The sequence below is a fragment of the Mycobacterium sp. shizuoka-1 genome (assembly GCF_002723835.1).
GTDB lineage: Bacteria > Actinomycetota > Actinomycetes > Mycobacteriales > Mycobacteriaceae > Mycobacterium.
In genome coordinates this window covers 136,913-155,611 of sequence record NZ_BEWG01000020.1, presented here as the reverse complement: position 1 = coordinate 155,611, position 18,699 = coordinate 136,913, and the positions used below count along the sequence as shown (strand labels likewise).

Annotated in this window: 17 protein-coding genes; 8 read left to right on the top strand and 9 right to left on the bottom strand. The window is 67.9% G+C overall.

Features of this window, described 5'->3' with window-relative positions:
• Positions 1 to 21: 21 nt before the first annotated feature.
• Both MSZK_RS06000 and MSZK_RS05995 read right to left on the bottom strand, forming a co-directional pair.
• The gene (locus MSZK_RS06000) at positions 22 to 1,839 is read right to left on the bottom strand and encodes an ABC transporter ATP-binding protein (RefSeq protein WP_099245811.1); all 1,818 of its coding nucleotides are present in this window, start codon (positions 1,837 to 1,839) and stop codon (positions 22 to 24) included.
• Entirely contained in the window at positions 1,836 to 3,767 is a 1,932-nt protein-coding gene (locus tag MSZK_RS05995) for an ABC transporter ATP-binding protein (protein ID WP_371411291.1), read from the bottom strand. The genes MSZK_RS06000 and MSZK_RS05995 overlap by 4 nt, the downstream gene beginning before the upstream one ends.
• A 228-nt stretch (positions 3,768 to 3,995) precedes the next feature.
• On the opposite strand from MSZK_RS05995, the gene prrA reads away from it, so the two are divergent.
• Positions 3,996 to 4,697 (top strand): two-component system response regulator PrrA, encoded by a 702-nt coding sequence (prrA, locus tag MSZK_RS05990; protein ID WP_047332111.1) that lies wholly within the window; start codon positions 3,996 to 3,998, stop codon positions 4,695 to 4,697.
• Positions 4,698 to 4,701: 4 nt separating this feature from the next.
• Complete coding sequence (locus MSZK_RS05985) at positions 4,702 to 6,039, top strand: HAMP domain-containing sensor histidine kinase (protein ID WP_099245807.1); 1,338 nt, start codon at positions 4,702 to 4,704, stop codon at positions 6,037 to 6,039.
• A gap of 10 nt (positions 6,040 to 6,049) precedes the next feature.
• Here MSZK_RS05985 and MSZK_RS05980 read toward each other — a convergent pair whose 3' ends face one another.
• Entirely contained in the window at positions 6,050 to 6,844 is a 795-nt protein-coding gene (locus tag MSZK_RS05980) for an SDR family NAD(P)-dependent oxidoreductase (RefSeq protein WP_099245805.1), read from the bottom strand.
• Positions 6,845 to 6,997: 153 nt separating this feature from the next.
• Here MSZK_RS05980 and MSZK_RS05975 point away from each other — a divergent pair, with 153 nt between their 5' ends.
• From MSZK_RS05975 to speB (MSZK_RS05960), 4 genes are read left to right on the top strand one after another with little or no spacing between them, the layout of a single operon-like run.
• Entirely contained in the window at positions 6,998 to 8,560 is a 1,563-nt protein-coding gene (locus MSZK_RS05975) for an ABC transporter substrate-binding protein (RefSeq protein WP_099245803.1), read from the top strand.
• A complete protein-coding gene (locus MSZK_RS05970; protein WP_099245801.1) occupies positions 8,557 to 9,192 on the top strand; it encodes a TetR/AcrR family transcriptional regulator in 636 nt (211 codons plus the stop codon). Before MSZK_RS05975 ends, MSZK_RS05970 begins: the two co-directional genes overlap by 4 nt.
• Complete coding sequence (gene speB / locus MSZK_RS05965) at positions 9,192 to 10,286, top strand: agmatinase (RefSeq protein WP_233211131.1); 1,095 nt, start codon at positions 9,192 to 9,194, stop codon at positions 10,284 to 10,286. The genes MSZK_RS05970 and speB (MSZK_RS05965) overlap by 1 nt, the downstream gene beginning before the upstream one ends.
• A complete protein-coding gene (gene speB / locus MSZK_RS05960) occupies positions 10,286 to 11,242 on the top strand; it encodes an agmatinase (protein WP_099245799.1) in 957 nt (318 codons plus the stop codon). Before speB (MSZK_RS05965) ends, speB (MSZK_RS05960) begins: the two co-directional genes overlap by 1 nt.
• On the opposite strand, the gene MSZK_RS05955 is transcribed toward speB (MSZK_RS05960), so the two are convergent.
• Complete coding sequence (locus MSZK_RS05955) at positions 11,216 to 11,992, bottom strand: class II aldolase/adducin family protein (protein ID WP_099245797.1); 777 nt, start codon at positions 11,990 to 11,992, stop codon at positions 11,216 to 11,218. The two genes, speB (MSZK_RS05960) and MSZK_RS05955, sit on opposite strands and share 27 nt — an antisense overlap.
• Before the next feature lie 104 nt (positions 11,993 to 12,096).
• Between MSZK_RS05955 and MSZK_RS05950 the strand changes: the two genes are divergently transcribed.
• Complete coding sequence (locus MSZK_RS05950; protein WP_158230553.1) at positions 12,097 to 13,041, top strand: D-2-hydroxyacid dehydrogenase; 945 nt, start codon at positions 12,097 to 12,099, stop codon at positions 13,039 to 13,041.
• Here MSZK_RS05950 and MSZK_RS05945 read toward each other — a convergent pair whose 3' ends face one another.
• From MSZK_RS05945 to MSZK_RS05925, 5 genes are read right to left on the bottom strand one after another with little or no spacing between them, the layout of a single operon-like run.
• Positions 13,042 to 13,782 (bottom strand): SDR family oxidoreductase, encoded by a 741-nt coding sequence (locus tag MSZK_RS05945; protein WP_099245959.1) that lies wholly within the window; start codon positions 13,780 to 13,782, stop codon positions 13,042 to 13,044. It abuts the gene before it with no gap.
• Between the two features lie 51 nt (positions 13,783 to 13,833).
• Positions 13,834 to 14,196, bottom strand: a complete 363-nt coding sequence (locus MSZK_RS05940) for an FKBP-type peptidyl-prolyl cis-trans isomerase (RefSeq protein ID WP_099245793.1) — start codon at positions 14,194 to 14,196, stop codon at positions 13,834 to 13,836.
• An 18-nt stretch (positions 14,197 to 14,214) separates the two neighbouring features.
• Complete coding sequence (locus MSZK_RS05935) at positions 14,215 to 15,000, bottom strand: GntR family transcriptional regulator (RefSeq protein WP_099245791.1); 786 nt, start codon at positions 14,998 to 15,000, stop codon at positions 14,215 to 14,217.
• A gap of 4 nt (positions 15,001 to 15,004) precedes the next feature.
• Positions 15,005 to 15,781, bottom strand: a complete 777-nt coding sequence (gene fabG / locus MSZK_RS05930) for a 3-oxoacyl-ACP reductase FabG (RefSeq protein WP_099245957.1) — start codon at positions 15,779 to 15,781, stop codon at positions 15,005 to 15,007.
• A gap of 27 nt (positions 15,782 to 15,808) precedes the next feature.
• Positions 15,809 to 16,822: a phosphotransferase enzyme family protein gene (locus MSZK_RS05925; RefSeq protein WP_099245789.1), complete on the bottom strand. Its 1,014-nt coding sequence runs from the start codon at positions 16,820 to 16,822 to the stop codon at positions 15,809 to 15,811.
• Between the two features lie 298 nt (positions 16,823 to 17,120).
• On the opposite strand from MSZK_RS05925, the gene MSZK_RS05920 reads away from it, so the two are divergent.
• Positions 17,121 to 18,695 carry an APC family permease gene (locus MSZK_RS05920; protein ID WP_099245787.1) on the top strand — a complete coding sequence of 525 codons (1,575 nt, stop codon included), beginning with the start codon at positions 17,121 to 17,123 and terminating at the stop codon, positions 18,693 to 18,695.
• Positions 18,696 to 18,699 lie beyond the last annotated feature (4 nt).

Sequence of the window (18,699 nt, the reverse complement as noted above, 5' to 3'; positions counted from 1 at the left end):
GAGTATCCGGCGAGAACGCGGTTACGCCAGCGATTCCAGCCACGCCCGGTGTAGCGCGGCATACCGACCCTGCGCGCCGATCAGCTCGCCCGGCGGCCCGTCCTCCATGACGCGACCGTGCTCGAGCACCAGAACCCGATCGGCGATCTCGACGGTCGACAACCGGTGGGCGATGATCAGCGCGGTCCGGTCGGCCAGCACGGTTCGCAACGCCCGCTGCACCAGCCGCTCGCTGGGGATGTCCAGCGACGAGGTCGCCTCGTCGAGAATCAGCACCGCGGGGTCGGCGAGGAACGCGCGGGCGAACGCGATCAACTGGCGCTGTCCGGCCGACAGCCGTCCGCCGCGGGTGGCGACGTCGGTGTCGTACCCGTCGGGCAGCGCCGCGATGAACTCGTCGGCACCGACCGCGGCCGCGGCGGCGTGCACCTGCGCGTCCGACGCCGACGGCCGACCGAACCGGATGTTGTCGGCGATGCTGCCGGAGAACAGGAAGTTCTCCTGGGTGACCATCACGACGTGGCGGCGCAGGTCGCTCTGGGCGAAGTCCCGCAGGTCGACGCCGTCGAGGGTGACCGCCCCCGCCGTCGGGTCGTAGAACCGGGCGATCAGCTTGGCGATGGTGGTCTTGCCCGCACCGGTGGTGCCGACGAGCGCCACGGTCTGCCCCGCGGGCACCACCAACGACAGCTCGGGAAGCACGGGACGGTCCGGCACATAGCTGAATTCCACATCGCGGAACCCGATCTCACCGCGTACCCGCTCCAGGTGCACCGGGGCCGCCGGATCGGCGATCGCCGGCTTCTGCGCCAGCACTCCGGCCAGCTTCTCCAGCGCCGACGACGCCGACTGGAAGGTGTTGAAGAACTGCGAGATCTCCTGCATCGGTTCGAAGAACATCCGCAGGTACAGCAGGAACGCCGCCAGAGTGCCGATGGTCATCTGGCCGTGCAACACCCGGTAGCCGCCGTAGATCAGCACCACCCCGGTGGTCAGGTTGCCGACGAGCTTGACCGCCGGCATGAAGATCGCCAGCAGCCGGAATGTCCGCTCGTTGTCCTCACGGTACCGGTCGGCGACCTCGTCGAAGATCTGCTGGTTGCGCGGCCCGCGGCGGTAGGCCTGCACCGCCTTGATGCCGGTCATCGTCTCGACGAACTGCACGATCACCAACGCGGCGCTCTCTCGCACCCGGCGATAGGTCTTGGCCGATTCCGAGGAGAACCACCACACCAACCCGACCAAGATCGGGAACGCGGCCAGACACATCAGCCCCAGCCGCACATCGAGGACGACCAGCACGACGGCCGTGCCGAACAACGTCAGCACCGCGGTGATCAGGCTGTCGAAGCCGGTCTCCAGCATGTCCTGGATCGCCTCGACATCGTTGGTCAGCCGGCTGACCACCCGCCCGGACGTGTAGCGGTCGTGGAAGGCGACGTCCAGGCGCTGGAAGTGCCGGAACACCCGTCGGCGCACCTCCAGCAGCACCCGCTGCCCGATGCGCCCCGAGCGGTTGAGGAACACCAGCCGGCTGATCGCCTGCACACAGACCACACCGCACAGCGCGGCGACCACGATGACCAGTTCGCGCGCCGACCCGCCGGCCAGCAGCGGCGGGATCGCGTGGTCGATACCGCGTTGTACGAGCAGCGGAACCGACAGTCGTGCAACGTTTTCCACGATGACCACCAGCGCCAGCAGTCCGACGGCGGCCCGAAACGGCGTCAGCAGCGAGCCCAGCAGTGCCCGGGCCTCGCGGCCGCGGGGACGGGCCTCGTCGATGGGCAGGTCGTCGGGCTGCTCGTCGAGCCGGCCACGCCATTCGGTCGCGGTCATCGCCGCCTGCCGTCTGAGGCGTAGTCGGCGGTGCGCCGCGTGGCGCCGCGCTCACCGCAGGCCTCCTCGTAGGCGCGGTCGAGCCGGCCGCGGGCGTCGTCGTCCTCCCAGTCACACCGCGGCTCGCAACCGTCGTCGAGTTCGTCGTCGGCGGCCAGCAGGAAGCGGTAGCGGGGCACCGTCGCCAGCAGTTCGGTGTGGGTGCCGATGTGGGTGATCGTGCCTGCACCGTCGACCGAATCGAGCAACGCGACCTTGTCGGCCAGCAGGACCGTCGAGGCGCGGTGGGCGACCACCACCGCCGTGATCCCGGCGAGCACCCGTCGCAGCGCCTCGGTGACCGCGGCTTCGGTGTGCACGTCGAGGGCCGACAGCGTGTCGTCGAGCACCAGGATGCGGGGTGCGGCCAGGATCGCCCGGGCCAGCGAAAGTCGTTGGCGCTGGCCGCCGGACAGGCTCATGCCCTGCTCACCGATGCGGGTCTGCAAACCGTAAGGCAGGTCGTAGACGAAGTCCGCGGCGGCGATCTGAACGGCCCGGGCCAGTTCCTCGTCAGTGGCCTCCGGGCGACCCAGCCGCAGGTTCTCGGCCACCGACATCGAGAACAGGGTCGGATCCTCGAACGCGGTGGCCACGGTTTCGCGCAGCGCCTCCAGCGACAGCTCGCGGATGTCGGTGCCGTCGATGCGGATCGCACCCTCGGTGACGTCGTAGAGCCGGGGCAGCAGCGACGCCAGCACCGACTTGCCCGAGCCGGTGGCGCCGACCAGGGCCAGTGTCTCCCCCGGTTCCACGGTGACGTTGACGTGGCGCACGGCGAACGTGCCGCTGTCGGGGAACCTGAACCCGACGTCATCGAACTCCAGCCGGGAACCCCGCGGGGCCTGCGCGCGGGGGCCGTCGGTGATCTCGCGCGGGGCGTCGAAGATCTCGGCGATCCGATTGGCCGCCGTCATCGCCTCCTGAGTCATCGACAGCAGGAAACCCAGCGACGCGATCGGCCAGACCAGCGACAACATCATCGTGATGAACGCGACGAGGGTGCCGAGGGTGACCAGGCCGTGCCCGGCGGCGTAGGCCCCGAACCCCAGAACCACGATCAGCGTGAGGTTGGGGATCACCTCGAGCAGAGTCCAGAACTTCGCCGACACGGCGACCTTCTGGATCTGCGTGTCGTAGAGCGTGCCGGCCTGTTCGTCGAAGCGCTGGTAGACGTAGTCCTCCCGGCCGAACGACTTCACCGCCCGCAACCCCAGCGCCGACTCCTCGACATGGGTGGCGACGTGGCCGGCCTGGTCCTGGGCCTGCCGGGACAGCAGGGTGAAGGTGCGCTCGAAGTGCAGCACGGTGAGCGTGATCGGTGCGATCGAGATCAACACCACCACCCCCAGCGGCCAGTACATCGCCAGCAGGATGGCGGTGACCACGGTGATCTGCAGGACGTTGAGCAGCAAGAACACCAGGCCGAACGAGAGCAGGCGCCGAATCGTGCTGAGGTCGTTCATGATTCGCGACAACAACTGACCCGACTGCCAGCGGCCGTGAAACGACATCGGCAAGATCTGCAGCCGGGCATAGAGATCCTTGCGGATGTCGGCCTCGACACCCATCGTGGCCCGGGCGATCAGCCAGCGGCGGATGAACCACAGCACGGCTTCGGTCACGCCCACCCCGACGGCCGCCGCACCGAGCAGCCACAGGCCGTGCTGGTCCTGATGGCGCACCGGTCCGTCGATCACCGCCTTGGTCATCAGCGGGATCGCGACGGTGGCAACCAGGCTGGTGACCGCGACGGCGACCATCGCGATCCAGCGGGCCCGGTACGGCATCAGGTAGGGCAACAGGCGGAACAGATCGGTGCCGGCCCGAGGCACTCGCGGCGGCGCGGCGATGGCCGGATCCGGGCGGGCGCCCGATTCGGAAGTCACCACATCCACCACGTCAACCATTTCCCTCGTCACCGACACCGCTGAACGTATGCGCCCGGTCCGACATGACTCCCCTGCATTCGATGATCGCACGCACGGCAATCGGTTATCTGGCGCGCCATCCCCACGGTAAAACCTCAACGAACATTGAGGTCAAACCCTTCCGCCGCACGTCCGTGTCGCGGCGGCCTCCCACTGGTCGGACCCTCGATCAGGCAAGATAGGGCCATGGACAGTAGTTCGGCCGCACCCCGGGTACTGGTGGTCGATGACGATCCCGACGTGCTCGCATCACTGGAGCGCGGGCTGCGGCTCTCCGGGTTCGAAGTCGCCACCGCCGTCGACGGTGCCGAAGCGCTGCGGTCGGCCACCGAAACCAGGCCCGATGCGATCGTCCTGGACATCAACATGCCGGTGCTCGACGGCGTGAGTGTGGTGACCGCGCTGCGCGCGATGGACAACGATGTGCCGGTATGCGTGCTCTCGGCCCGCAGCTCGGTCGACGACCGGGTCGCCGGGCTCGAAGCCGGCGCCGACGACTACCTGGTCAAGCCGTTCGTGTTGGCCGAATTGGTGGCCCGGGTCAAGGCGCTGCTGCGCCGGCGCGGCTCCACGGCCACGTTTTCCTCGGAAACCATCCAGGTCGGACCGCTCGAGGTCGACATCCCCGGCCGCCGGGCCCGGGTCAACGGCGTCGACGTCGACCTGACCAAGCGCGAGTTCGACCTGCTCGCCGTGCTCGCCGAGCACAAGACGGCGGTGCTGTCCCGCGCGCAACTGCTCGAGCTGGTGTGGGGCTACGACTTCGCCGCCGACACCAACGTCGTCGACGTCTTCATCGGCTACCTGCGTCGCAAACTCGAGGCCGGCGGCGCGCCCCGACTGCTGCATACCGTGCGCGGCGTGGGCTTCGTGTTGCGCACCCAGTGACCCCGTGAAGCTCGCGGGGATCTTTCGCCGCACCCCGTCGCTACGCACCCGGGTGGCGTTCGCGACAGCGATCGGCGCCGCGATCGTGGTGACCATCGTCGGCACCATCGTCTGGATCGGTATCACCAACGACCGCCTGGAACGGCTGGACCGGCGGTTGGACGAAGCGGCGGGCTTCGCCGTCCCCTTCGTGCCGCGCGGGCTCGACCAGATCCCGCCCTCGCCCAACGACCAGGACGTGGTGATCACCGTCCGCCGCGGCGACCAGGTGCGGTCCAACTCCCCGGTGGTGTTGCCCCGGGTCGACTCCGATTACGCGACAACCTACGTCGACGGGGTCCGCTACCGGGTCCGTACCGTGGAGCTGTCCTACCCCGAAGCCACCTCGCTGGAAGTCGGCGCCACCTACGACGACACCATCGCCGACACCAACAACCTGCATCGCCGCGTCCTGATGATCTGTGGGCTGGCCGTGGGCGCGGCCGGTCTGCTGGGCTGGCTGCTGGCCACCTTCGCGGTGCGGCCGTTTCGCCGGCTGGCGGCCCAGACCCGGCAGATCGAAGCCGGCGACAAGGCCCCGGACGTGGAGATCGGCGGTGCCACCGAGGCCGTCGAGATCGGCGAGGCGATCAAGGGTCTGCTGGAGCGGATCTGGACCGAACAGGACCGTACCCAGGCGGCCTTGGCCTCGGCGCGCGACTTCGCCGCGGTGTCGGCCCACGAGCTGCGCACCCCGCTGACCGCCATGCGCACCAACCTCGAGGTGCTGGCCACCTTGGACATGACCGACGAACAGCGCAAGGAAGTTCTCGGCGATGTCGTGCGCACCCAGAGCCGTATCGAGGCCACCCTGGGCGCGCTGGAACGGCTTGCCCAGGGCGAACTTTCGACCGAGGCCGACCACGTTCCGGTCGACATCACCGAACTACTCGACCGCGCCGCGCACGACGCGATGCGGGTCTACCCCGACCTCGAGGTGTCGCTGGCGCCCTCGCCCACCTGCATCATCATCGGCCTGCCCGCCGGACTCCGGCTGGCTGTGGACAACGCGATCGCCAACGCCGTCAAGCACGGCGGCGCGACCCGCGTGCAGCTCTCGGCGGTCAGCTCCCGCAACGGAGTCCAGATCGCGGTCGACGACAACGGCACCGGCGTGCCAGAGGCCGAGCGCGCGGCGGTCTTCGAACGGTTCGCCCGCGGGTCTACGGCCTCGCACTCAGGCTCCGGGCTCGGCCTGGCACTGGTCGCCCAGCAGGCCGAATTACACGGCGGCACAGCGACACTGGAAGACAGCGCGCTGGGCGGGGCGCGGCTCGTGCTGCGACTGCCCGCGCCGAGCTGAACCCCGGGGCTCACGCCGCCGTGGTGGCCCCGCAGATGGCGTTGCCGCCGTCGATGATCAGCGTGGTGCCGGTGACGTAGGAGGCGCCCGGGGTCGCCAGGAACGCGACCCCGGCCGCGACCTCGTCAGCGGTGGCGGAGCGTCCGATCGGAGTGGCGTTCCCGGCAGCGACTTCCGAGGGCAGCTGCGCTGCCGTCGCGATCCAGCCGGGCAGCACGAGGTTGGCAGTGATGCCGGTCTTGGCGTAGTCGACGGCCATCGACCTGGTCATCCCCAGCATCGCCGCCTTAGCGGTGTGATAGCCCACGTCACCGGTGTAGGCGGTGAGCACACCGGCCGTCGAGCCCACGTTGACCACCCGGCCGTATCCACGCTCGACCATCCCGGGCAGTGCCGCCCGGGTGACCTGGAAGGCGGTGTCAAGGTTGCGCCGCAACGCAAGTGACCATTCCTCGTCAGTCATCACCATCAACGGGTTGGGCTCCTCGGGGCTGTGCACCGAAGCCAGTCCGGCGTTGTTCACCAGGATGTCCAGCTTGCCGAACGCCGCGACCGTGGCTGCGACGAGCCCACTGGCCGCTTCAGACTCGAACAGGTCGGCGATGTGCGCCGCGGCGCGGATGCCCTCACCGGCCAGTTCCTCGGCCCGGCGGTGCACCCGATCGGTCGTGCCGGTCACCATCACCGCCGCCCCCAGCTGACCCAGCAGCCGAGCCGAGGCAAAGCCGATGCCGATCTCGCTGCTCGATCCGGTCACCAGGGCCACCTGACCGGTGAGGTCGAACGCACCAGGAGTAGCGGGCATTGTGGTTGCTCCCTTCGAATTTCAGCTGTCCTGGCTGAGGGTAGGGCGCCCGCACAGGCATTTCTAGGTCAGACGTCCAAGTCTTGGACGTTCGTACAAGGTGGTAACCGTCATGTCACACAGCCGAAATCAGGTGAGCTGAGACTTGGCCGCATGAAAATCAGGTCGGGAATCGCACCCCTGGCGATCGCCACGTTGTTGCTGGCCGGTACCGCCTGTTCGGCAAAGACCAACAGCCCCAATGAGGCGGGGGCCACCGCTTCGACGGTGCGGACTCCGCTCATGTCCGATCCACCGCCGCTGGACCCAGATACCTTCTACCAGCCCGAGGGTCTGCTGATCATGACCTCGACGTACCAGGGATTGCTGCAATACGCGCCGGGATCGACCAAGATCGCCCCACTGCTGGCCACCAAGTGGGACGTCTCGCCGGACGGTCTGACCTACACCTTCACCCTGCGCGACGACGTCAAGTTCTCTGACGGCACACCGTTCGACTCCGCGGCGGCCAAGGCCAGCTTCCAGCGGCGGATCGACATGGCCGGCGGACCGGCCTACATGCTGGCCGATCTCAAGGACATGCAGACTCCCGACCCGCACACCTTCGTGGTCACCCTCACCAAACCCGTTGCGCCGTTTCTGGATTACCTCGCCTCCCCGTACGGTCCGCTGATGACCAGTCCGACCGCGGTGGCCGAGCACGCCAGCGGCAACGACCATGCGTCGGCGTGGCTGGCGTCGCACACCGCCGGAACCGGTCCCTACGAACTGACCGAGGCGGTGCCGGCCAGCCACTACACGATGACCGCCAACAAGAACTACTGGGGCACCGCGCCGCAGATCACCTCGGTGAAGATGCCGGTGGTGGCCACCGCCGCGGTTCAGCGCCTCCAACTCGGCAACGGCGAGCTGGACATGATCCTGCACGGTCTGGCCAAGGTCGACTACGACGCGCTGGCCGGCGGCCCGGACACCGAGGTGCTGCAGGAGAACGCACTGATCAAGACGATGATCATGGTCAACCCGGCGTCGGCGGTCTTCTCCTCGCGTGACGCGCGGGCCGCGCTGTCTTCCGCGCTCGATGTAAACGCGCTCACCACACAGGTTTTCGGCGCCCAGGGCGCACCGTCCACCCAGTTCTACCCGATCGGCATGTTGCCAGACGGGGCAGTGCCCGACACCCACGACTACGATCCGGCCAAGCTGGCGGCGGTCGGCAAGAGCGGTGGCGACGTGCAGATCGGCTACCCCACCGGGGACAGCAGCCTGCAGGACCTGGCCAACCAGCTGCAGGTGATTTTGCAGCAGGCCGGGCTGAAGGCGACGATCCGCGACTTCCCGCTGGCGCAGTTCTTCGCCCTGCCCGAGAACCCGGATCAACGTCCGGACCTGATGCTGGCCTCGATGAATCCCGACGCCGCCCACCCCGACACCTGGTCGCGGATTTACCAATACACCAACGCTCCGGTCAATATCCAGGGCTGCTCGGTCCCTGAGGCCGACAAGCTGCTCGACGCCGGCAGCATCGAACCCGACCCGGCGAAATCGCAGGCGCTCTACATCGAGGCGGCCAAGGCCTACCGCGATTCGCTGTGCTGGGTGAACATCTCCGACCTGCACAACACCATCGCCGCGCGGAAGGGCTACTCAGGCTGGCAGAGCCAACCTGCCTGGATGTGGGACACCGACTTCTCCACGCTGAAGCACCAGGGATGACGGCGGGCACCACCGCCCGCGGTGCGGCGCGCCGCACCGAGATCATCGACGCCGCCATCGAGGTGATGGCCCGGGTCGGACTCGCCGGACTGTCAATGCGGCTGGTGGCCAACCAGGCCCAGATACCGCTGGGTGCGCTCAGCTACTACTTCGACGACAAGTCGGATCTGATCGCGCAGGCCTTCGCCCAGCTGTCCGACCGGGAGATCGACCGGGTGGTGCGCACCGCGGAGCGCCTGGAACCGTCGATGTCGCCGGAGGAACTCGCCGACCTGGTGGCCGACATGATCATCGATGGCTTCAGTTCACCGCGCGGGGCGATCGTCACCCGCTACGAGTTGGTCACCGAGGCCAGTCGCGACGAGCGGCTGCGCCCGATGTTCGAAGCATGGTACGCGGCAATGATTCCGGCGCTGAGCCGGCTGTTTCGCGAGCTCGGCTCACGACAGCCCGAACTCGACTCCCGCACGGTGATGGCGGTGATGGCGGGCCTGGAGATCGACAATCTCTACCGGCCGCTGGGACCGGTGGACAAGCGCCGGATCCGGGCCACCTTGCGGCATGCGTTCACCGCCGTCATCGCCCTGCTCCACACCGGTGCCGGCAGCACCCAACCCCGAAGGCGGAACTGATGGGCACCCTGTTCGGTCCGGACATCACCTTTCTCGGTGTCCCCCGCTGTGACCTCTCCGACGAATCAAGTTACGCCGGGGCCGATATCGTCATCCTCGGTGCGCCGCTGGACGGCGGGACGAACTATCGCTCCGGTGCCCGGTTCGGCCCCAGCGCCCTGCGTCAGGCCTGCTATCTGCCGCAGGACGGTTCGCGCCCCAGCCTCGCCCTGCGCGTCGACGGCCTCAAGGACCTGCGGGTGTACGACGCCGGTGACGTGATGCTCTACAGCGGGAACATCGAGCAGGCCGTGGCGATGATCACCGAGGAGGTCTACAAGATCAGCGCCGCCGGAGCGATCCCGATCATCCTCGGCGGCGATCACACCATCGCCTGGCCCGACCACACCGGAGTCGCCCGCCAGCACGGGTTCGGCAAGGTCTCGATGATCCACTTCGACGCCCACGCCGACACCGGGGACATTCACAACGGGTCACTGGTCGGCCACGGCACCCCGATGCGCAGGCTCATCGAGTCCGGGGCGTTGCGTGGAGATCGCTTCCTGCAGTTGGGATTGCGTGGCTACTGGCCCGACGAACCGGTGCTGCAATGGATGGCAGCCCACGGTCTGCGGTCCTACGAGATGACCGAGATCGTGGCGCGCGGCCTGTCGACGTGCCTGACCGAGGCTTTCGAGATCGCCACCGCCGACTGCGAGGGGGTGTTCCTGTCGGTCGACATCGACGTGTGCGACCCCGGCCACGCACCCGGAACCGGCACACCCGAGCCGGGCGGCTTCTCGGCCCGCGAACTGCTCGACGCCGTGCGGCGGATCTGTTACGAACTGCCCGTCCTCGGTGTCGACATCGTCGAGGTGGCCCCACCCTATGACCACGCCGACATCACCGCGCTCCTGGGCAACCGTGTTGTGCTGGAGGTTATCTCGGCAATCGCACGGCGCCGCAGAGACCATGCCGACGGCACCACCTGGGATCCGGCCCTGCCCCTGCTCGCCGGTCGGGCGGTCGACGAACAGTTGCGCCTGATCACCGCGGGCGAGGATGCCCGCCGCCGCGGCGAAGGCGGCGCCCGACCCCACCACCACGACCACTGATGTCACCGCCACCACGGCCGCCGATCGGCGCCACACCGTCGACCCAGGTCCCCCGCTACGCCGGCAAGGGCACCTTCGCCCGCATCGCCGACATCCACGAGGTGGCCGACTACGACATCGCCGTGGTGGGCTTGCCGTTCGACGGCGGCACCTCCTACCGGCCGGGAGCCAGATTCGGTCCGATGGCGGTCCGCCAGGCCGCCCGCACCCTGCGTCCCGGCTATCACGTCGAGTTCGGGGTGGCCCCACTGGAAACCGTGCAGATCGTCGACGCCGGTGACGTCACCATCACCCCCTTCGACATCCCGGCGGCCTGCACCCAGATCGAGAACGGGATCCGCGAGATCATCGGCGACCGGGCCCGCCGGTTCGTGGCCGTCGGTGGCGATCACACCGTCGCGCTGCCGAACCTGCGCGCGTTGCACGCCGTACACGGCCCGCTGGCACTGGTGCACTTCGACGCCCACCTGGACACCTGGGACACCTATTTCAACGCTCCGGTCACCCATGGCACGCCGTTCCGCCGGGCGTTCGAAGAGGGCCTGCTGGTCGAGGACCACTGCATCCACGTCGGCATCCGCGGCCCGATCTACGACCGGATGGACCTTGCCGACGACGCCCGGATGGGGTTCGGGATCATCCGCGCCGGCGACCTCGACGTCATGGGAGTCGAGGCGGCCGTCGACATCGTCACCCGACGGGTGGCCGACCTGCCCGTGTACCTCTCGATCGACATCGACGTCTTGGACCCCGCCTTCGCACCGGGCACCGGGACACCCGAGTCGGGTGGCCTGACCTCACGAGAGCTGCTACGGATGCTGCGGCGGCTCAACGGAATCCACGTCGTCGGAGCCGACGTGGTCGAAGTCGCACCCGCCTACGACCACGCCGAAATCACCTCTATCGCCGCAGCCACCGTGGTGTTCGATCTACTGAGCCTGATGGTCGCCGACTGAGGAAAGCACGTCGGGCAGGTACGTTCGCTGCGCCCACTGGAATACCTGCCAGGCCGCCGGTTCATCATAGGTGTCGCGCGCCCGCAGCGCGGCCTGCGCACTGATCGGCTTGGCGTTGCGCGCCTTGACCTGAACCTCGGCGCACCGCTCCATCAGCAGGAAGTAGCCGACGGCCGCATCCACGGATCCGGCGACCGTCAGCAACCCGTGGTTGCGCAGGATCGCCGCCCTGGCACCACCGATGGCGGCCGCGATGCGCTTGCCGCCATCTGTCGACCCGATGTTGACCTCCTCGTCGTCGAAGATCTCGTGATCGTCGAAGAACGCGCAGGCCTCCTGCGAGATCGGTGCCAGCTTGGTGACCTCGGCCGAAAACGGGGTCCCGTAAGGTGTGTGGCAGTGCGCGGCGGCCACGATGTCGGGTCGGGCCTCGTGCACCGGGGCATGAATGTAGTAGGCGGCGACGTTGATGTGACCGCCACCGTCCACCGAGCCGTCGGCATGGACCAGCACCAGATCGTCGACGGTCATGAAGCGAAACGGCACCCCGTAACGGCCGAGCCAGAAGCTGTCCGGGTTTTCGGGATCACGCGCCGAGATGTGGCCGTCACCCAGTGACCCCCAGCCCAGCGCGCCGAACACCCGGTAGGCCAGTGCCAACCGTCGCTTCCGGTGCGCCCGCAGCGCGACCGGATCGGCGATCACCGGTTCGCCGGCGTCCGGGTCGAGGAATGCCGCGTCTGATTCCATCGTGCGATCACCTTGCCTCGGGCCGCCGAATGATCCATTGGGCGGCGGCTTTTCGTCTCCTCTAGACTAGCGATATCGACGTCATCGAGCGCCCCCGCATTCTGGTGGTCACCGAACCCGACCCCGAACTGCCGCCTCCGCCTCTGGGTTCGGTGCCGGCCGATGTCGAGGTGGTCGTCGTGGGTGGCACACCTTCCGACGATCAGCTCACCGGAGTGCAAGCCCTGTTCGTCTGGGACCACAGATTCTCCGAACTGGGCCCCCTGCTGCGCCGCGCGCACGACGTCCGCTGGGTGCACGCAGCGTCGGTGGGGGTCAACCGGCTGCTCTGCCCCGAGGTTCGCCGCGTCACACTCACCAATTCTCGTGGAGTGTTTGATGTTCCGATCGCCGAGTGGGTGATCGCCGCGGTACTCAGTCACGTCAAAGGCCTCGCCGAGACCTGGTCGCGGCAACGCGAACACCGCTGGCAGTACCGGACCACCGGACGGCTGGCCGGCCGCCGCGCCGCCGTGCTGGGCACCGGATCGATCGGTCGCGCCATCGCCGAGCGCCTGCGCCGTCTGGACGTGTCGGTCACACTGGTGGGCCGCACGGCCGGAGTCGACCCGCACTTCGGCGCCATCCGCCCCAGCGACGATCTCGTGACGGTGGCCGCGGAGGCCGACGTGCTCGTGCTGGCCGCTCCGCTCACGCCGGCGACCACCGCCCTGGTGGGCGCCGATGTGCTCGAGGCGTTGGGGCCGCAGGGATTTCTGGTCAATGTCGGGCGCGGACCGACACTGGTCGAACACGAACTCGTCGAGGCGCTGCGCGCCGGAGCGATCGCCGGGGCCGCACTCGACGTCTTCGAAGTGGAGCCGCTGCCGGTCGACTCTGCGCTGTGGTCGATGCCGAATGTGCTTGTCTCACCGCACGTTTCGGGCGACTACATCGGATTCGACGCCGACATGGTCGCGGTGTTCACCGACAACCTCAACCGCTGGCTGCGCGGCGAACCGCTGGTCAATGTCGTCGACCCCGACCTCGGCTACGTGTCGAGCCGCTGATCAGGCACCTTCGGGCTGGCGCCACTCGATCGGCCGCAGCAGCACGAGCTCGGGGATCACACAACTACGGGACACCCGGATGGTCAGCCGGATCGCTTCGGCGATGTCGCCGGGCGCGATCATCTCCTCGCTGCCCACCGTGTCCCGGTAGTCGTCGGCCATCGGGGTGTCCACCAGCCCCGGGCAGATCGCGGTGGCCTTGATGCCAGAGGTCGCCAGTTCGTCGTGCAAGGACTCGGTGAAGCCGACCACGGCGAACTTGGTCGCCGAATACGACGCCAGCGTCGCCTCGCCTCGCTTGCCGGCATTGGAGGCGATGTTGACGACCTGTGCCGATTTCCGCTGCTCGACAGCGACTTTCAGCAGCGGCAGGGATTTGTCGGTCAGCAGGATCACCGCGCGGACATTGACCGCGAGCTGCTGGTCGAGAAAGTCCGCGGTGATCTCGCCGACCGCACGGTTGCCCGCGACACCGGCATTGTTCACCAGCAGGTCCAGCGAGCCGTGCCGGGCGGTGTGGTCGGCGACGATCTGGTCGAGGAACGACTCGTCGGCCAGCGACCCCGCCAATGTGTGCACCGGCGGACCGGATCCCAGTGCCGAGGCCACTGCCGCCAACTTGGCCGGATCCCGCCCGACGAGGGTGATCGCAAAACCCTCGTCGTGCAACATCGCGGCGATGGCCGACCCGATCCCGCCGGACGCGCCGGTGAGAATCGCACTACGCGGTTGGTTACTCACACCGGCATTACACACGCCTGCGCCGGGCGGCGCTCGCCGACGACGTATCGACTAGCGGGTGGACAGCAGGTCGATGACGAAGATCAGCGTCTTGCCGGACAGCTGGTGTCCGGAACCGGCCGGCCCGTAGGCCTGCTCCGGCGGGATCGTCAGCTGTCGCCGACCGCCCACCCGCATGCCCGGGATGCCGTCCTGCCAGCCCTGGATGAGCCCGCGCAGCGGGAACGAGATGGACTCTCCGCGCTTCCACGAGCTGTCGAACTCTTCACCGGTGTCGTACTCGACACCCACATAGTGCACATCCACGACGGCGCCGGGCGTGGCCTCGTCGCCCTCGCCGACCACCAGGTCTTTGATGACCAGTTCGGTGGGCGCCGGGCCGTCGGGAAACTCGATCTCGGGTTTGGTCGTCACCGCTCACACAGTAGTCGCTCAGGCGCTACTGACCGAGCGTTCTACCCGGCCGTCGGTACCGCGGCGCTCCCGCGCGGTGACCGTCGATGTGGTGGCCGTCAGCCGAACCCGATCAGCACGGAACAGGTCGTAGGCGTACTCGAACGGCCGATCGGCCGAATCGCGGGTGACGCGGGTGATCGCCACCAACGGACGCCGATGTGCGATGCCCAGCCAGTCGGCCTCGCGCGGGCTGGCGCTGACGACCTCGATGGTCTCGCTGGACGTCGCAGGCACCAGTCCGTACCGGACCGCGAACAACTCGTACAGTGAGCCGCCCAGCGGCTGCTCGAGCAGATCGACGACGTGCTCGGCGACGAAGCACGAGAAGTCGACCGACAGCGGGACCCCGTCGGCGTATCGCAGCCTACGGATCGCGAAAACCTCATGGCTGTCCTCGATTTCCAGCGCGGCCGCCTCGGCCGGGGTGGGCGGCCGCCGATCGGTGGCCAGTACCCGGGTGGCGCTGGTGTGGCCCCCGCTGCGCAGCCGGGCCGGCAGCCCGGCCAGCTCGGCGGCGTTGCGCTGGACCACATCGGCCCGGACGAATGTTCCGCCGTTGCGGCCCGTTCGTCGTTCCAGCACGCCCGCACGGCTCAGCGGTAACAGCGCGCTGCGCAGGGTGGACCGGGACACCTCGAAACGGTCGGCCATCTCGCGCTCGGTACCCAGCCGGGAGCCGGGCCGCAGCGCGCCCTGGGCCAGCATCGACAGGATGCGCCGCCGCACATCCTCGGCGACCGGTCCCCCCTCCGACTCCTCCATCGGACTAGGGGCGTACCGCATCCGGCGACTCCGGCAGCACCTGGCCGCCGTCGACTGCGATGGCCTGGCCGGTGATGTAGCCGGCTTCGACCGTGGCAAGAAACGCGGCGAGGTGACCGATGTCCTCCGGCTTGCCCAGTGCACCGGCCGGGATCGCGCGGGTCATGCCCGCGATGTACTCCTCGCCCATGTCGGCGAGGCCTTCGGTGAAGATGTTGCCCGGCAGCACCGCGTTGACCGTGATCCCATGCGGCGCCAATTCGATTGCGGCGGTACGCATGAATCCCAGCTGTGCGGCCTTGGAGGCGCCGTAGTGCGACCAGCCGGGAAAACCGGTGATCGGCCCGGTGATCGACGACGTCAGGATCACCCGGCCCCGCCCGGACGCGATCAGAGCGTCCAGGCAGGCCTGCACGGTGAACACGTTGCCCTTGACGTTGACGTCGAGCACTTCGGCGAGCTGAGCAGGCGTCATGGTGGCCAGCGGCGCATCGGGGAAGATGCCCGCGTTCGCGCAGACGACGTCGATACCGCCGAACGCCGCGACGACGTCGGCGGCTAGGCCGGCGCACGCCGCCGGGTCGGTGACGTCGGTCTGCACACCCAGCACCTTTCCGGCACCCAGGGCGTCCAGTTCGGCGACCGCAGAGTCGAGTCCGGCCGCCGAGCGCGCGGCGATCGCCACATTGGCCCCGGCAGTTGCGAACACCGAAGCGATCCCTCGCCCGATTCCCTTGCTGCCCCCGGTGACCACCACCGACGTCGACTCCAGATCAAACACGTGCAATCCTCTCTGTCACAGCGTGATTCATACCCGCGAGCCGAAGATCGCGTCCTGCAGCCAGGTGCGATCCTCGAGATACCGCTGCGCCAGCCGGGCAGTGTTCGGTGCGAACTCCTCGCCGACGCCGATCGCCGCGTCGGCGTCGAAGTGCGAGGCGATCCATGCGGTGAGCATGATCCGGCGCATCATCACGAACGACGGGATGAGGGCCAGGTGCTCGGCGGGGAACGATCCGGCCTCGAAATAGCCGGAGAGCCATTGCGAGATGATCCGTTCGCCGGCCGGGGTGTCCTCGATGAACGACACCGCCGCGCCGAGATCGGCCAGGTACCAGGACCAACCGCAGTCGTCGAAGTCGATCACGGTGATACCGGCCGCGAGGTCGGCGGGGTCGACCATCAGGTTCGCCAGCCGAAGATCGGCGTGCACCAGGCCGAACCGGTCTGGTGCGCAGCCGAAGTCGGTCAGCTTGGCGGTGATGTCGTCGGCGGCGCGCTGGATCACCAGTCGGTCGTCCTCGGTCAGCCCCGGAGCCAGTCGCCAATTACCCCAGCGGGCATGCGGGCCGAGGATGGTCTCGAGATCCCAGCGAAATCGGGTGAATCCGGCGGGAAGAGCCCAGCTCCTGGAATGCTCGTGCATGACGGCGGTGAGCCTGCCGAGTTCGTCGAAACCGACGGCCTCGGGATCCTCCTCGGCCGTGCAGCCGGCTACGAATGTCACCGCGTCGACGTGCAGCGCCGCACCCTCGACCTCGGCAACAACAACGTCGGTGCCGTCTCGGGCAGCCACCAACTCCGGCGTGGTGACCGAAGTCTCGGCCCGCAGCGCCTGCATCCACGCCAGCTCCGAGCGGATCGCCGCCAGGGAGTGATATCCCGGCCGGTGCACCCGCAGCACGATCGGATCGTCGTCGCAGACCAGGTAGGTGGCGTTCTCGGACAGGCTGAGCAGGCGCAGCGGCGCCTCGGCGGAGCGGCCGTAGGCGGGAAGGGCAGCGCGCGCGAACGACTCATGGGTCGGCGGCAGTCCCGGCATGCGACCAGTGTGGACCATAACGGCACACCGAGCAGACCAAATCGGCACTTTTAACGCGCCTGTTTCCTACCAAAGGATTGGGAAACACGATCGAAACATTCGCCCGGCATTTCTCCGATTCTTCCTGTTGACCAGGGGATCTGGCCGGGGTAACAATGTCGACGTCGCACCACAAAGCCGTTGTCGACATTGCCCTCGCCCCCGGGCCGCACCTGCACCCGGACAAAAACAGACCAGCCGAACCAGACCAAAAGGCGAGCGCGACCTCCAGTCACGTTCGAGATCGGATATTCACACTATGAGCGACATCATCGATCCGCCCGCTACGGAAGTCACCGGTGGTAACACCGGAACCGTCCAGCGGCTCAAGCCCAATGCCGTCGGGCTGATCGGCGTCCTGTTCATGGCCGTCGCCACCGCCGCGCCCATCACGGCCATGGTCGGCAACGTGCCGATCGCGGTGGGATTCGGCAACGGCGTCTATGCGCCCGCCGGGTACTTCGTGGCCACCATCGTGCTGACGCTGTTCGCGATCGGCTACGCCGCGATGAGCAAGCACATCACCGCCACCGGTGCGTTCTACGGCTACATCTCGCACGGCCTGGGCCGCATCGTCGGTCTCGGTGCCGGCTTCCTCACCGCGATGGCCTACATGGTCTTCGAGGCCTCGCTGATCGGCATCTTCGCCTTCTTCGGCAACGACACCTTCAACACCCTTTTCCACGTGAACATCCCGTGGATCGTGTTCGCGATCGCGATGCTCGCGATCAACGCACTGCTGACCTACTTCGACATCAACGTGGCGGCCCGCGTGCTCGGGGTTTTCCTGGTCACCGAGATCGTGATGCTGGCGCTGATGGCGCTGTCGGTGTTGTTCACCGGCGGCGGCCCGCAGGGTTGGTCCTGGGGATCGCTGAACCCGCTCAATGCTTTCCAGAATCTGTCCGGCTCGGTGGCCGGCGCCGACGGCAGTCTGATCACGGTGGCCGGCTCGGCAGGCATCGGCTTGTTCTTCGCGTTCTGGTCATGGGTCGGTTTCGAGTCCAGCGCGATGTACGGCGAAGAGTCCAAGAACCCCAAGAAGATCATCCCGATCGCGGTGATCAGCTCGGTGATCGGCATCGGCGTGTTCTACGTGATCATCTCGTGGCTGGCGATCGTGGGCACGGGTCCGCAGAACGCCGTTGCGCTGGCCCAGGATTCGGCGACCGCGGGTGACATCTTCTTCGGGCCGGTCGGCGCACATCTGGGCGTCTGGGCCGTCGACCTGTTCAAGATCCTGCTGATGACCGGTTCGTTCGCCTGCGGTATGGCGTTCCACAACTGCGCCGCGCGCTACATCTACGCGATCGGCCGGGAGAACGTGATCCCGGGCATGCGCACGACCCTCGGCGCCACCCACCCCGCGCACGGCTCGCCGCACATCGCAGGCTTCGTGCAGACGGCGTTCGCCACCGTCGTTGTGCTGTTCTTCGCCCTCACCGGCCGCGACCCCTACACCGGGTTGTACGGCCTGATGGCGCTGCTCGGCACCACCGCGATCATGATCGTGCAGGCACTGGCCGCGTTCGCGGTGATCGCCTACTTCCACATCGGCAAGAACCATCCGGAGACGGCCAACTGGTTCCGGACGTTCGTCGCTCCCCTGCTGGGCGGGCTGGGCATGCTCTACGTGGTGTACCTGCTGGCGAAGAACGCGTCGTTCGCCGCGGGCACCGCCGCCTCCGACTGGGTCTTCGCTGCGATCCCCTACGTGGTCGGCGCGGTCGGAATCGGCGGTATCGTTCTGGCAGTGGTACTGAAATACACGTCGCCTCAGCGCTATTCGGAGCTGGGACGGACGGTGCTCGAGGAGGCGCACGAGCGCCAGTGAGTGC

Bases quoted from the DNA above. Each gene is read 5' to 3' on its own strand.
- MSZK_RS06000 (WP_099245811.1), bottom strand. From the start codon at position 1,839: ATGACCGCGACCGAATGGCGTGGCCGGCTCGACGAGCAGCCCGACGAC.
- prrA (WP_047332111.1), top strand. From the start codon at position 3,996: ATGGACAGTAGTTCGGCCGCACCCCGGGTACTGGTGGTCGATGACGAT.
- MSZK_RS05980 (WP_099245805.1), bottom strand. From the start codon at position 6,844: ATGCCCGCTACTCCTGGTGCGTTCGACCTCACCGGTCAGGTGGCCCTG.
- MSZK_RS05975 (WP_099245803.1), top strand. From the start codon at position 6,998: ATGAAAATCAGGTCGGGAATCGCACCCCTGGCGATCGCCACGTTGTTG.
- MSZK_RS05970 (WP_099245801.1), top strand. From the start codon at position 8,557: ATGACGGCGGGCACCACCGCCCGCGGTGCGGCGCGCCGCACCGAGATC.
- speB (WP_233211131.1), top strand. From the start codon at position 9,192: ATGGGCACCCTGTTCGGTCCGGACATCACCTTTCTCGGTGTCCCCCGC.
- speB (WP_099245799.1), top strand. From the start codon at position 10,286: ATGTCACCGCCACCACGGCCGCCGATCGGCGCCACACCGTCGACCCAG.
- MSZK_RS05955 (WP_099245797.1), bottom strand. From the start codon at position 11,992: ATGGAATCAGACGCGGCATTCCTCGACCCGGACGCCGGCGAACCGGTG.
- MSZK_RS05935 (WP_099245791.1), bottom strand. From the start codon at position 15,000: ATGGAGGAGTCGGAGGGGGGACCGGTCGCCGAGGATGTGCGGCGGCGC.
- MSZK_RS05925 (WP_099245789.1), bottom strand. From the start codon at position 16,822: ATGCCGGGACTGCCGCCGACCCATGAGTCGTTCGCGCGCGCTGCCCTT.
- MSZK_RS05920 (WP_099245787.1), top strand. From the start codon at position 17,121: ATGAGCGACATCATCGATCCGCCCGCTACGGAAGTCACCGGTGGTAAC.